Origin of the sequence: Arthrobacter sp. ISL-69 (genome assembly GCF_018613775.1) — a bacterium.
Taxonomy (GTDB): domain Bacteria; phylum Actinomycetota; class Actinomycetes; order Actinomycetales; family Micrococcaceae; genus Arthrobacter.
Genome location: NZ_JAGGPO010000041.1, coordinates 15,278 through 28,701 on the forward strand (window position 1 = coordinate 15,278; position 13,424 = coordinate 28,701).

Annotated in this window: 9 protein-coding genes and 2 pseudogenes; 3 read left to right on the forward strand and 8 right to left on the reverse strand. The window is 61.6% G+C overall.

Features of this window, described 5'->3' with window-relative positions:
- Window positions 1-8: 8 nt before the first annotated feature.
- A complete protein-coding gene (locus tag J7I79_RS21745) occupies window positions 9-1,415 on the reverse strand; it encodes an aromatic acid/H+ symport family MFS transporter (protein ID WP_214956934.1) in 1,407 nt (468 codons plus the stop codon).
- A gap of 285 nt (window positions 1,416-1,700) precedes the next feature.
- Between J7I79_RS21745 and J7I79_RS21750 the strand changes: the two genes are divergently transcribed.
- Window positions 1,701-2,399, forward strand: a complete 699-nt coding sequence (locus J7I79_RS21750) for a maleylpyruvate isomerase family mycothiol-dependent enzyme (protein ID WP_214956936.1) — start codon at window positions 1,701-1,703, stop codon at window positions 2,397-2,399.
- A gap of 794 nt (window positions 2,400-3,193) precedes the next feature.
- Here J7I79_RS21750 and J7I79_RS21755 read toward each other — a convergent pair.
- The 7 genes from J7I79_RS21755 to J7I79_RS21785 form a co-directional block, all read right to left on the reverse strand.
- Window positions 3,194-4,495, reverse strand: coding sequence for an IS110 family transposase (locus J7I79_RS21755; RefSeq protein ID WP_251043144.1), 1,302 nt, complete (start codon window positions 4,493-4,495; stop codon window positions 3,194-3,196).
- Window positions 4,496-4,694: 199 nt separating this feature from the next.
- Window positions 4,695-5,036 (reverse strand): TetR/AcrR family transcriptional regulator, encoded by a 342-nt coding sequence (locus J7I79_RS25020; RefSeq protein WP_214956956.1) that lies wholly within the window; start codon window positions 5,034-5,036, stop codon window positions 4,695-4,697.
- Between the two features lie 198 nt (window positions 5,037-5,234).
- Window positions 5,235-7,901: an alpha-L-rhamnosidase gene (locus tag J7I79_RS21765; protein ID WP_214956937.1), complete on the reverse strand. Its 2,667-nt coding sequence runs from the start codon at window positions 7,899-7,901 to the stop codon at window positions 5,235-5,237.
- A gap of 36 nt (window positions 7,902-7,937) precedes the next feature.
- The gene (locus J7I79_RS21770; protein WP_214956944.1) at window positions 7,938-8,843 is read right to left on the reverse strand and encodes a carbohydrate ABC transporter permease; all 906 of its coding nucleotides are present in this window, start codon (window positions 8,841-8,843) and stop codon (window positions 7,938-7,940) included.
- A 5-nt stretch (window positions 8,844-8,848) separates the two neighbouring features.
- Window positions 8,849-9,733, reverse strand: a complete 885-nt coding sequence (locus J7I79_RS21775) for a carbohydrate ABC transporter permease (RefSeq protein ID WP_214956946.1) — start codon at window positions 9,731-9,733, stop codon at window positions 8,849-8,851.
- Between the two features lie 84 nt (window positions 9,734-9,817).
- Window positions 9,818-11,122 (reverse strand): extracellular solute-binding protein, encoded by a 1,305-nt coding sequence (locus J7I79_RS21780; RefSeq protein ID WP_214956948.1) that lies wholly within the window; start codon window positions 11,120-11,122, stop codon window positions 9,818-9,820.
- A 271-nt stretch (window positions 11,123-11,393) separates the two neighbouring features.
- Complete coding sequence (locus tag J7I79_RS21785) at window positions 11,394-12,473, reverse strand: LacI family DNA-binding transcriptional regulator (protein WP_214956950.1); 1,080 nt, start codon at window positions 12,471-12,473, stop codon at window positions 11,394-11,396.
- A gap of 347 nt (window positions 12,474-12,820) precedes the next feature.
- On the opposite strand from J7I79_RS21785, the pseudogene J7I79_RS25025 reads away from it, so the two are divergent.
- Window positions 12,821-13,015 (forward strand): annotated as a pseudogene (locus J7I79_RS25025) (RICIN domain-containing protein); the annotation flags it as partial.
- Window positions 13,012-13,424 (forward strand): annotated as a pseudogene (locus tag J7I79_RS21795) (hypothetical protein); the annotation flags it as partial. The pseudogenes J7I79_RS25025 and J7I79_RS21795, both read left to right, overlap by 4 nt.

Below are 13,424 nucleotides of genomic sequence, written 5' to 3' on the forward strand. Positions count from 1 at the left end.
TAATAATCTCAGGGCAGCGACCGGGCAGCCTGCGTGAGTTGCTCGGTAGGAACGCTGTCCTCTGCCCCTCCTTCGGCGATCGCGTCGACTTTGTGTTCGGCCTCCTCCAGCTTGCGCTGGCGGGGGACCAGGACTGTAACCACGGCGCCGAAAAGTGCCACGGCCCCGTAGATGTAGAAGGCGGTGGACCCGCCGATGCCGGCGGCCGCCAACCAGCCGCCAATGATCGGGCCCAGCACCCCGCCCAGCCGGCCCACGCTGGCGCACCATGCCACGCCCGCGGCCCGGGCATTGGTGGTGAAGTAGTTGGACTGGAACCCGTAGACCAGTACCTGGGTGCCGAGTGTTCCCACGCCCGCAAGGGCAATGAAGGCAAACAGCAGCGGCAACGGAAAGCTGAAGGTCATGAGCCCCAAGGAAATGGTCGCCAGCACGAAGGTGGCGGCGATGACCCGCTGGGGTCCGTTCCTGTCCGCCAGACGGGACGCGAGCAACCCGCCCGCCACCGCGCCGAGGTTCAGCGCGAGCGGGAAGAACAGGGAGTACGTACGGCCGTAGCCGTAGCCCTCCATGATTTTGGGCAGCCACGTGTTAAGTCCGTAGGTCAGCAGCAGGCCTGAGAAGGACATCAGGCCAAGCAGAATGGAGGCTACGGCGAACTGGCGGGAAAACACGGCTGCGAAGCCGGACTTCTGGGGCGCGGCACCGACCTCGCGGATCACCCGCTCTTCGATGAGCGGGACGCCGGTGCGTTCGGCGGCCGCCAGGGCCTCCTCTTCACGGCCCCGGGACAACAGCCAGCGCGGCGATTCCGGGAGCTTGCGCCAGGCAAGAGGCAGGAGGATGACCAGTGGCAGGGAACCGATTGTGAAAAGCCCGCGCCAGCCGATGCTGTCGAGGAACAGGATGCCCACGATTGACGCCAGGACGCCGCCTGCCGGGACCCCTGAATACACAATTGCGTTGTAGAACTGCCGCCTCCCTGCGGGTGCGAATTCAGCCATTGTGGCGCCGGCAGTGGCGATAACCACACCCAGGCCGAGGCCGGTAATAAAGCGCAAGGCGCCGAAGGCTGGAACGGTGGTGGCAAGCGCCGTGACAAACATGCCGACGGAGAACCAGGCGATGCCCAGGAGCATCAGCCGGCGTCGGCCGAAAAAGTCACCGATAGCGCCGCAGACCAGTGAGCCCACGAGTACTCCGATGAGTGCCCAGGACCCCAGGAGGCCGGCGGTGACTGCATCAAATGCGCCGATCTGGCTCGGGTCCGCAAGCAGCCCCGGAAGGACGGTGCCGTAAATGACGAGGTCGTATCCGTCAAAAACGAGGGCCGTACAGATGATGAAGGCGACCCAATTTGCCGTGCGCGCCTCCTTTTTTGGATTTTCGGCTATAGCGGCATGCGGTTGTGTCATGGTGCCAAGTCCTCTCTGCGTGAAGTGAAGGCGATGCGGCGCTGCGAAGGATCTTCGGGGCCGTCTTCCGACTGCTTTCAGCCTGACAGTGCTGTGATGCAAGTCATATGAGGGAAATACCCGGGCTTTCGCCCGGGGGATATTCATATGCTGCAGATATCAAACAGTCCTATTGGGGACGAAGGGGCTATGCGCTCCGGCACGTCTCAATCCATACGATCTGGGTATGTAACAAACGGGTCAGGAACGCTGGTGGTACCACGGACGCGTGGATAGGCTGGCAAGATGAGCAACCCCGCACGCCTCCACTCAGATCTGTCCCGCCTCGGCAGGGAGTCGGACATGTTCCTGGCCACCGTTGAATCCCTTGTCGACGACGAGATGACCGCTCCCTCGCTGTGCGAGGGGTGGACGCGCGCCGATGTTATCGCCCACGTCGCCTCCAGCGGCCGCGCTTTGGTCAAGCTCATCGAGTGGGCCACCTCCGGCGAGGAACGTCCCTTGTACGCCTCGCCGGACGCCCGCTCCCAGGAGATCGCCGCATTGTCCGCGCTCCCGCGGCAAGAGCTCGTCGGGGAACTGCGGGAGTCGGCCCGGAACTTCGCCGAGCAGGCACAGCGGCTGGGCGAGGAGCTTGCGGCCCCTGAGGTGCGGTTGAACGGCAAGGCGCTCCCTGCCACGTCCATCGTTGCGCTCCGGATTGCCGAGGTGGTGGTGCATCACCATGACCTCGACACTGCCTGGACCATCGAGGAGGCCGATCCGGATTCGCTGCTAAATGCCCTTGAAGCCGTGGTGCGTTCGCTCCGGGCCAAAGGGTCACCGGGAATGACGTTGATGACCGAGGAACGTGACGAGTGGGTGATCGGCGACGGCGGTCTGCGCGTGGTGTCCGACCGCGAGGGCCTGCTCCAGTGGCTGGCCCGCGGGGACGCCGAACATATTGACGTGGACGGCCCGGTGCCGGTGCTGCCATCCTGGTGAGCTGACGGGCGCTGGCAACAAGGGATGACTGGAGCGATCCAGGCCGTGGAGGCGGAGGGAGGCCAGGTGATGGCCCGGGTGTCCTCACCCGATTCGACGTTGCCTGCCGCTGGCTGGCTGAAATAAGGGTGTGCACATTGTGCACACCCTGGGCTTCGGATTGGTTCGTACTGATGCCGGACTGGACCGGATTGCGGAGGTCTTCGGGCGAGTGGCGGATATTCAAGGGCTGGAACCCGGTTCGAGTCCCACCTCGGGCACGTGTTTCCCTGTTCAGGGGCCTTTTAGCCTCTGAGTGTGGACAAATTGTGTTGTGAAGGGCCCCTTCGGGGGCCTTTTTCATTGGTGGCAGCTACTGTTGCCGGCTTCCTCCATCTTGAAGTGCGGCGGCCGGGTCCGGAGCTAGTTGCTCTTCATGGTTTCCTTTGGCCTCCAAGACATAAAAAGGTTGTGTGTTTGGAGCGAGATGTCCAGTGGTTCCGGCTACGTGGCTGTGCCGTCATATCCATTCATTGCCTGTGTGTGGGATGACTACATGACTGAATGGTGAGGCGCCGTGGTGGTCATTGTGACGGGCTGGGGGCACCTGGTGTGTCTTTCAGATTTGTGCCTCTTTCTGACATGAAAATAAGGTGCCCATGGCTGCGCGGGACCCGGGCAGGAGCGACATGACCTTTTGAGGGGCTTGATGCCAGCGGCCTGAGTCAAGGACGGGCAGGTTGAAGGAACCGGAGTCATGGAACGCCGACGATCGATCGCTCCGCACACCTGCTCAGCCTCATCGCAGACGACTGTTACCTGGACTGCCTCACCGCAGGCATCAACCACAGCTGCTGCCGCCATCGTTTGCCAGCGGCGATGGCCAACGCGAGTGCAATTGCGGCCAAACCCCATTTGCGAAATCCAAACGGGTGACGGTTGAGGTGGGTTTTATCGTGCTTCTGCGAGTGGTTGATGGTGACTTTGTAGCCCAGGGATTCAAGTTGTCCGATCGCGCGGGCCTTGGTTTTGGTCGGTGCGCGGAGGTTGAAGTAGTCGGCGCCGGGATCCTGGTAGAGCGCGCCGGTGGTGTGCATGTGCCAGGCCGCGGTGAGCATGGCGTGTTCGACGGCGACGAGTGCTTTGAGGGGTCCGCGGCGGGAAGCGATGCGCCGGTATTTGGCGGCGAAATAGGTGTTGTTGGATCGTGCGACCGAGAGGGCGGCGATGCCCAGGGCTCCCTTGAGGTAGGGACTGCCTGGCCGGGTTTTGGTGGATTTGACCCTGCCGGCGGATTCATTGGAGCCCGGGCAGATGCCGGCCCAGCGCGCCAGTTGCCCGGCGGTGGCGAAGACGGCCATGTCGGCTCCGGTTTCGGCGATGAAGATCTCGGCGGTGGTGGTGCTGAATCCCGGGATGCTCACGAGGATCTCGCGGGTGAGGCGAAAGGGTTCCATCGCCTCTTCGATCCTGGCGCTGAGGTCGCTGATGTCGGCGGTGTGGGCATCGATCCTGCGCAGATACATGGCCGTCATGTAGCGGTGGTGGGCGCTGAACCGGCCCGTGAGAGCCTCGGTGAGCTCGGGGATCCTGGACCGCATCCGGCCCCGGGCCATTTCCGCGAGTGCCTGCGGTTCTGTCTGCCCGTCGATGAGGGCCTGCAGCAGCAGCCGTCCCGAGACGCCGGTGATCTCCGAGGCCACCGAGGAGAGTTTGATGCAGGCGTCTTCGAGGAGCTTCTCCAGGCGCTGGATCTCGCGGGTCCGTTCCCTGGTGATGATGGTACCGGCGCGTGTAAGGTCCCGCAGTTCACGGATCGGCGGCGGCGGCACGAACGAGGCCCGTACCAGCCCGTGGGCGCCAGATCGGCCAGCCAGGCCGCGTCCGAGACGTCGGTCTTGGGGGCCCGGGACGTTCCTGGCATCCCGGGCGTTCACCAGCACGATCTCCAGCCCGTCGTCTTCGAGCAGGTAGTAGAACGGGCGCCAGTAAGCGCCCGCGGCCTCCATGACCGTTGACGTGGTGGCCCGGTTGCCGCGGCCCTGGATGCGGACACAGACCTTCGCGTCTCTATTCGAAATATCCACACCCGCGCAGCGCGGGTGAATGACCTCCATGGCAGATCACCCTCCTGGTTTGTTTCAACTGAAATGTGTCTGTGTTCCGGGGAGGGCGGATAAACAACAAATCTGACCTTCGTGCTTAAGGGCAACAGTCCACGGTGCCGCGGGACAAAATGCTGTGCCCTCCACCACGAAACTGATAAGCAGGCTCACTGGCACCATAGAACGACCGGGGCTGACCGAAACACACTGATCAAGTCTGCCCCTGCGCCCCCGAAGAGCACCAGAGATGCCCGCAGGCGCCGGTGCCGGCCGTTTCTATTTTCCCTCCCCACGGCGGAGCGAAGCCCCTCGGGAACTGATAGCCGCTGAGCGCAAGGTCGTCTTTGGTGCGGAAGTAGTTGAAGAGGGTCCGTCGGGAGACTCCGGCCGCGGCGGCGAACTCATCGACCGTGGTGTCGTCGTAGCCCTTGGCGGCGAACAGCTCAAGGGCGGTGCGGGCGAGCAGGGAACAGACAACGGCGCGGGTCTGCTCACGGATGGGGTCAACTTCTGTGCAATGCGCCCCATAGTACGGCGGTTTACTTGGGGCAATCTATTGCACTTTGTGAAAGGTAATCGATTCCGAGGCCTGAAAAAGGCCGCAACACCTTCTAGAGATCCTGCAGCCTCTTCAAACAGGGCGCGGCATCGCCCTACACGATACGCTGAACTCGTGCCGACCTACCGTGCCGGCGTCGTCCGCTACGCCTTCGTCGTCTGTCTACGCCAATAGGGAGAAACGCCGCAGGCCTCAGGACGAGTGCCCGGCGACGGGCGTTGGCCAGTTGAACGTGTGGCGGCCGGCCGTCAGCGGTTCTCGCGTCCCGTCAGGTCGCTCGAGGAACCCCGCGACGCCAACGGGGACGCGGACGTTGACATCGACGTTCTTCAATGAGCGGCGCCAGTTGATGGATGCGAGGCCATAGGGTGTCTCGTGGCTTGCCGACGCGTGTCTTAAACCGCTTTCCAGCCCGGGCCGGTAGATGATTTGCTGCCATCCAGGTGCAATCGGTCGAAGGCCGGCAATAGTCCGGTGCATCCAGTCGGCAACGCTTCCGAAGGAGAAGTGATTGAACGAAGTCATGTCACCCGGGTTGACGTCCCCATTGGGGAGCATACTGTCCCATCGTTCCCAAATGGTGGTGGCTCCCATCGTGACGGGATAGATCCATGAGGGCACAGTTCGTTGTTGCAGAAGCTGCATCGCGAGTTCAACGTGTCCGGTCTGCGTGAGAGCGTCCAAGAGGACTGGAGTGCCGAGAAAGCCGGTGGTGAGGTGGACATCGGCCTCGTGGACCAGTTCGGCGAGACGTTTTCCGGCTGCTTCCATTTCTTTGGCATCGAAGAGTTCAAAGGCAATGGCGATTGCGTATGCTGCCTGGGAATCGGATGAGAGCGTGCCGTGCCCTGTCAGGTAACGGCGCCGAAAACCGGCCCGCGCGGCTTCGGCACGCTCCGCCAACTTTTGTGTCTCTGGCGTGTTCAGGAGTCGGGCCATGTCTGCCACGGTCGCCGCCGATCGTGCATAGTAGGCCGTTGCGACGAGATTTGGGTCGGTGAGGCCGCGGGCGGGGTCGTCCGGCGGTGCTGACGGGTCGAGCCAGTCGCCGAGCTGGTAGCTCTGATCCCAAACGTGGGACGGTCCGGCGAGCCTGTGCACCAGGTCGGTCCAGGCCCGGGCGCTCGTGTATTGCTGTTGAACGAGACCACTGTCGGCGAAGTTTTGATAGAGGGACCAGGGTACGAGCACCGCTGCGTCGCCCCATCCGGCTCCTGGACGCGCCGGTGTCCACTGTTCACCCCCAGGAATTTCGGGAACGAACCATGGAACGGTCCCGTCCTGGTGTTGCTCGGCCGCGACGTCCTTGAGCCATGAACTAAGCAGACCGGCGCAGTCATAAAGGAAACTGGCGGTTGGGGCGAACACTTGGATGTCTCCGGTCCATCCGAGTCGTTCATCCCGATTGGGGCAATCGGTGGGTAGGTCGACAAAGTTGCCGCGCATGCTCCATACGACGTTCTCATGCAGGCGGTTCAGAAGGGGGTCCGAGCACTCGAACCATCCGGTACGCAGCATGTCCGTATGGATGATGCGGGCGGCCACATTGCCTGTGACCGGGCGTTGACCCCAGCCGGAAATCTCCACATAGCGGAAACCGTGAATCGTGAAGCGCGGTTCCCAGATCTCTTCCGCTTCACCACCAATTACGTAGCGGTCCACAGAGTAGGCGCCACGTAGGGGCCTGGTGCAGAGCTCACCTTCGCGGTCGAGTACTTCGGCGTGTCGTAACGTGATCTCCTGACCTGTTTGGCCTCTTGCGATGATCCGGATGCGACCCACCACGTTCTGACCGAAGTCGAGGATGATGCGGCCGTCAGGTTTGTGCGTTATCTCCAACGGCTGGAGTTCTTCGGTGCAACGCACCGGTGGTCCGTCCGGCGCGACCAGCTGTGAAAGATCTATCTTTCTTGGGTCGACTGAGCTCCAGGCAGTGGCATCGAACCCTGGGAGGGACCAGCCATGGAATCCCAGCTGCGCGTCGTGGTGTTCTCCTTCCAGTAACCCCGAACTGATGATTGGTGATGGAGCACATTGCCAGGTCTTAGTATCGGTTCCATGGCGAAGGATTGTTCCGTCCGTGAAGGTGACTTCGAGTTGGGCCATCACAGCCGTCTCGTCGCCGTACAGGTTGATATGGCCCCCATGGAAGCCGAGTCTTCCGCGGAACCACCCGTCCGCGAGCCATAGGCCGAGGGTGTTTTCGCCGCTGCGGATGTGCCCGGTAACGTCGTAGGTGAAGTACCTGAGCCTGTTGTGGTAGCTGGTCCACCCCGGCGCGAGTGTGTCGCTGCTGACTGGTTCGCCGTTGAGTTCGGCTTCGTAGAGGCCATGGGCGGTGATGTAGAGCCGTGCAGACGCAACGATGCTGTCAGCACGGAAGTTTGAGCGCAGGAGGGCGGGGCGGCGCATCGACTCGTGATCTTCCTGCCAGGACGCACCGATGGCCTCCGCCGACCAGTCGTCGGGAGTAAGCAGTCCTGCTTCAATCTCTGTAGCCGGGCTCCACCGACTTGCTGCGGAGTTAGGGCCGATGTCCCAGACACGGACTCTGATCCGTGCTCGCTCACGCGATCTCAGGGGGGCAAAAGGCCATTCGATCAGAACGGATTGCTCCCCTTCGATGGTGTATGTCTTAGTTCCGTCTGTTGTTTGGAGTTCGAGCTCTGCGCGTCCCTGCCGCCACTGTGGCGGGGCGGTTTCGATGACCCAGCTCAGCCGTGGGGTGGGTTCTCCGATGCCAAAGGGGGCACGTTGGTGTTCGACGGTGGGAGCTCTAAGAACGAGTTCTGCGAGCGGTTGGGTTCGGTTGGTCGGGAAATGGGCGCGGTCGGTGGCCGCGTCTTGGCTTTTGGGCATGAGTGTCTCCGGTACGTGGCTTGTGGGCTGCGGCGGTTACTTGACGGAGCCGGCGGTAAGGCCCTTCATGATCCGCTGGTTGAGGAAGAGATAGAGGATTAGGGTGCCGAAGACATTGATGCAGATGGCGGCAAAGAGCGGGCCATAAGCCGTCTGGCCGAATTCCCCGGTGAAGCTAAGCAAGCCCACTTGAATGGTTCGCAGGTTCTTGTCGATGGTGAACGTCAGGGCTATGAGCAGATCGTTCCAGATGAAGAAAAACTGGACCAGCGCGACAGTGAAAACTGCATTGCGGACCATCGGAAAGCCGACGGACCAGAAGGCCCGTAGTGTGCTTGCGCCGTCAATTGTCGCCGCTTCGAAGACCTCACGGGGAACGGAGCGAAAGTATGTGGCCATCATGAACACGGTCAACGGCAGGCCAATGGCCGTATAGGTGATGATGAGCGGCCACAGGGTTCCGGCGAGGCCGATCCTGAAATAGGCGGTGAACAGCGGGAGCAAAATGATCTGCGCCGGGACCATGATTCCGACGAGGAACATGAGCAGAACCTGGTTCCGGCCGCGCCAGACAAGAACCTCCAGAGCGAATCCGGCTGCCACACCAAGAATGATGATCAGGGCCAAGGAGGGGACGGTGGCCAAAATGCTGTTTCGTGCATAGGTAGCGAGGTTGCCGGTGGTCCAGGCGTCAACGTAGTTCGCAAAGTTGAGCTGTGCGGGTAGTGACCAGCTCGGTGCATTGAGGAATTCGTTCTGCGTTTTTAACGAGCTCAGGAGCAGCCAGAGCAGGGGGTAGAGCTCAACGACGAGCAGTAATGCGATGAGCAGCTTCATCGGGAGGCGACGGATGAAATGTGCCGTTGTTCTGGCCCTGGGAACGTGCGCACGGCTTCCCATGATCGTTTGACGCCGGATATCGCGTGTGGTTGTGGATGTCATGTGGATCAGGCCTTTGTGTTGTCGCGGCGCGAGGCGCGGAAGACGATCAGTGTTACGCCCAGGCAAAGAAGTGTCAGGACAAGTGCGATGGTGCTGCCGTAGCCGTATTCGCCGTAGCTGAAGGACGTCTGGAACATGTAGAGCGTCAGCGGGGATGTGGAGCTGCCTGGTCCGCCATTGGTCAGAGCAAGGATGGAGTCGAAGACCTTGAGCGTGCCGTTGATGCTGAAGATGACGGCGGACAGGATGACGGGCAACGACAGCGGGACAACGATGTGCCGCACGAGGCTCCAGCCACGGGCGCCATCAAGGCGGGCGGATTCCAGCACTTCCTCGGGGATGTCTACGAGCCCGGCGTAGAGCAGGACCGCGTAGAAGCCCATTGAGCGCCAGATATCCATGAGCACAACGACAAGGAACGCGGTGGCATCGTTGCCGAGCCAATCAACGCTCGCGACACCAAAGGTGTTGAGGAGCTCATTGACGAGTCCATTCTGCGGTGCGATGGCAAAGAGTTGTTGGAACATCAGAGCCACCGCCACGGTGGGGACGACAACGGGGAAGAAGACCAGGGTCCGAATAATGCCCGAGGACTTGCGGAGAGCGAAGACGTAGAGCAGCGAGAGGAGGTACCCCAGGACCACCTGCCCGATCGTGACGACGACGGCGTAGCGGACAGTGAACCAGAGCGCTTCCAGGATCCGCGGGTCGTTCGCGAGCTTGACGAAGTTATCCAGATTGACCGCTTCAAACCCGAAGAGGGCGTTGCCCTCGAAGAACGTCAGCCCGAGCGACCACAGAACCGGTACGAGCATGATAAGGGTGTAGACCAGCAGCGCCGGGCCGAGGAGGATGACGATCGCTTTGCGATCACCGAGCACGTTTTGCATGAGGGTCTTTCTAGGTAGTATCCGGACCCCCAGGTGGCGGCAGGTAACCGCCGCCACCTGAAGATTCGGTCCAAGGTGAAGTGGCTACTTGGCGCCGAGGTCGGCCTGGACCTTCGACATGAAGGCCTCCGCCGTGAGGGAACCGGTGACCAGGGGAGCAGCATTCTGCTGGCTGGTGAGTGTAGCTTTGGATCCGAACAGTGCTTCAAACCAGAGGACGGGGTCTGTAGTGGATGCGATCTTCTCCTGCACCAAACTGGTCAGTGGAGGCAGATCCTTTACTTCGCCCTTGGTCTTGAAGCCGGAAATTGTTCCCTGCTCGCTCAGCGACACCGTGCCGTAGTTCTCGGAGACGCACTTCAACCAGTTACCGACGCCGTCGTTGTAGCTCTTGGCCGAGACGGCAATGGGCAGTCCCACGTTGGCGGGGATCTGGTTGGCGTTGCCGGCGCCGCCCGTTACCTCCGGGATCGGGAAGAAGCCGATGTTGTCGGCCCCGATCTGGTTCGCCTTGGGGTCGTTGAAGGCGCCCAGTGCCCAGCTTCCCATGTACAGCATGCCGGCCTTGCCCGTAAGGAATTGCGAGACTGAGGTGTCGTAGTCAATGGAACCGACGCCCTCACCGAAAAGACCGGCCGCGCCCAGATCCGCGACAGCCTGGGCTGCCTTCACGTATTCGGGGTCGGTCAGCTTGGCCTTGCCCTCGGCAACCTTCTTCAACGCGTCCGGGCCGAGCTCGCGGTAGAGGTAACCGCTGATAAGCCGTGTGATGGGCCAGCCCTGTTCGCCCGAAGCGGAGAAGGCTGTTACCCCGGATGCCTTGAGCTTATCCGCGGCCGACACCATCTCGTCCCAAGTCGTGGGAACTTTGAGACCGTTGTCGGCAAAGACCTGCTTGTTGTACCAGACGCCTTCGATGTTGAATTGGTAGGGCAGCACGATGAAGCTGCCGTAGAGGTTTTCAATCGTGGAGATTGCCGCGGGTTCGATATTGTCAATAGCAGCCTTTTCGGTGAGCGCCTTCTTCAGGTCCAGGGTTTGGCCTGCCTTGTTCAGCGACTGGGTGACGGCGGGTGAGCCGCTTGCCGCGAACTGGGCAGGCAGCGCGCTCTGGCCTCCGAGAAGTTGCAGCTGCTGGTCCAAACCGGACTGAGGGACCGTGTCGACCTTGAACGGCAGCGCCTTGTTCTCGGCGGAGCACTGATCGGTGCTGAGCTTGGTTAGCGCGTCCTGGACCACTTTATTGTCGTCGTTGATCAGCAGCCCGAAACTGCCGGCGCCTCCTGAGGATGAGGTCCCGCTTGAGCAACCTGCCAAGACAGCGGCGAGGGTGAGGGCGGTCGCGATGGGAACAAGCCGCCGGACTTGGCGGGAGTGTAGGGATTGCACATTTCCTCCTTGAAACTGCAGAACGGGTTTCTAGAATGTTGTAGCGCTTGATTAAGCGCTTAACAAGAGCCAGGACTCGTCATCGTTGTCTGTCATTAGTCTTCTGATTTTGCGCCGTGGCCGTTGAGTCGGCGTGGGCGGTGCTGCCACAAGGGGAGCGAGCGTCGGGTTCCGAGCACTTCTCCTTGAAACTGCCAAGAACCTGTGGGTCTAACTTGGCTTCCCCCTGCTTAAGCGCTTAACGCTTATAGAAAGCTTGGACTCGTCACCTTCATCTGTCAATAGGCGTTCTACTTTTGGGGGTAACTGCATTTGTGGCTGAGGCCGTGCTGGCGCGGAGAACGAGCGACGGCTTGAGGACGATGGTGCGGTGAACGTGTTCCTCTGGGGGCGTGTTCAGTTCTTCGAGGACGAGAATAGTTGCTGCTTCTCCCATTTCCACGCCCGCAAGGCGGACGGCGGTGAGCGGAACGGGTCCGCTCTGTGCAGAGCGGTTATCCTCGCATCCGACGATGCTAATGTCCTGCGGGACTTTGGCGATGAGGTCACTGTGGAGCCCCCAGGCAAGCCCATTGGCAATGTCATCTGTTACGGCGACAACCCCGTCAGGGAGCTCATCTTTCCCGCGGAGGCTGAACATGCCGGCGACAGCCAAACCGTCTTCGAAGCGCAGCCCGTCCGTTTGGAATTCTTCGAGCGTCACGCCCTGGGCTTCAGCCACCGCCTGCCGAACACCTTCACGCCGGGCATAGACGGGTTGGTAGTAGTCAAGCCCGGCAACAAAGGCGATCCGGCGTCTGCCGATCTCAATCAGGTGCCTAGCCGCGACGTATCCCACATTTTCGTTGTCAACGAGGACCGTGCAGCAGTCAGCGTTCTTCTGTTGATAGTTCAGCAGGACGATGGGCCGCCCGTGAGAACGCATCCTCTCGATGCCGGCCAGCGAATCCTCCATCGGAGCGAGCAGCAATCCCGCGACACGCGCCTCGTCGAACAGATGCAGGTAATCGTCCTGGCGGTCAATGGTGCATGCCGCATTGCCGAGGAGAAGCCGCAGCCCCGCCTCTTCGGCCCCCTGCTGGGCGCCATGGGCCATATCGACGAACAGTGAGTTGTCCAAATCGGCGACCACCATGCCGAGCGAGTTGGTCGATCCGGTAGCCAGAAACCTCGCCGCGTCGTTGCGAACAAAGCCGAGTTCAGCAACTGCCTTCTGAATCCGCTCCGCAGTAGCCTCGCTCAGCCGGCCCTTGCCGTTAATATGGTTGGAGACAGTCGCAATGGAAACACCAGCCCGCCGGGCCACGTCCATCATGCTTGGATTGGTCTTCGGTGGCCGGATCGGCGCCATGGTTAGTTCTCCCTTCAAGCCGTGCGTCAAGCGTAGACCCAAACCCCTTCTATCGAGTAACCGCTTAATCAACCTTAGACAGACACGTGATTGAGCGCACAAGCTTGCGGATCTAAGTCAGCCGCATCACGCGCCCCCGACAAGCAAACCGCGCTACACCGTGTCGGCCGAGCAGCGGTGACAGGCCCGCATTACGACGCAACAGGGCACGACCTGATTCAGAGAAGCCGGACCGTAGTTCTGCGCGGCGCGAATTCAAGCATCGCAGCCGGAGACGTCGACACAGACGCCTACTCCGCCTACCTCAATGTGGATAGACGTAGGGTGCGCGAGCACGTCCAGGGGCAGCAGTGAAACAAGGAAACTGTAACGGAAACTCGAACCAGGCGTGGCAGCTTAGCTCGAGCGGATCGGGCTACGAGATTATCAATGTGAACAGCGGCAAGTGCCTGGCTCCCGAGGGCGGGAGTACCTCTCCTGCACCACTCCTGTCGCAGTCTAGGCCGAAGGGGAGACGGGTCTGTCCTATCGCGCCGTCATGAACCGCGCGGTAGCGGAGAACTCCGGAAGTGCCGGGACCATCCCATTCGATCAGCCCGGTCACGGTCCCGGCGTGACGCTAGCCGGCGGACCGACAGGCGACCACGCCTTCCTCCATGATCCGGCCGCTCCAACGTGCAATGCCAGCGATACGACATCCGGTCTCGCCTCCTGCATGGTTACTGGTGGCGGAGAAGAAGCGCCGGGCCGGGCCATGCTCTGGGCGCCGGCACGACGGCTGTCGCTGCGGCACCTTCGCACGGCCCGGCTGGGCACCTCCGGTCGGTCCGGGCACGAGCTGTCCAGGCTGCTGCCGGCCGATCGCGTGCGCCTCGCCGCCAGGATCGTCGGCTTCGCCGCAGCCCTGTGCGTTTGGGCCGAGGCTCAGTCCGTGAGGAATACCAGCACTTC

Bases quoted from the DNA above. Each gene is read 5' to 3' on its own strand.
- J7I79_RS21745 (WP_214956934.1), bottom strand. From the start codon at position 1,415: ATGACACAACCGCATGCCGCTATAGCCGAAAATCCAAAAAAGGAGGCG.
- J7I79_RS21765 (WP_214956937.1), bottom strand. From the start codon at position 7,901: ATGCCCAAAAGCCAAGACGCGGCCACCGACCGCGCCCATTTCCCGACC.
- J7I79_RS21770 (WP_214956944.1), bottom strand. From the start codon at position 8,843: ATGACATCCACAACCACACGCGATATCCGGCGTCAAACGATCATGGGA.
- J7I79_RS21755 (WP_251043144.1), bottom strand. From the start codon at position 4,495: ATGGAGGTCATTCACCCGCGCTGCGCGGGTGTGGATATTTCGAATAGA.
- J7I79_RS21750 (WP_214956936.1), top strand. From the start codon at position 1,701: ATGAGCAACCCCGCACGCCTCCACTCAGATCTGTCCCGCCTCGGCAGG.
- J7I79_RS21775 (WP_214956946.1), bottom strand. From the start codon at position 9,733: ATGCAAAACGTGCTCGGTGATCGCAAAGCGATCGTCATCCTCCTCGGC.
- J7I79_RS21785 (WP_214956950.1), bottom strand. From the start codon at position 12,473: ATGGCGCCGATCCGGCCACCGAAGACCAATCCAAGCATGATGGACGTG.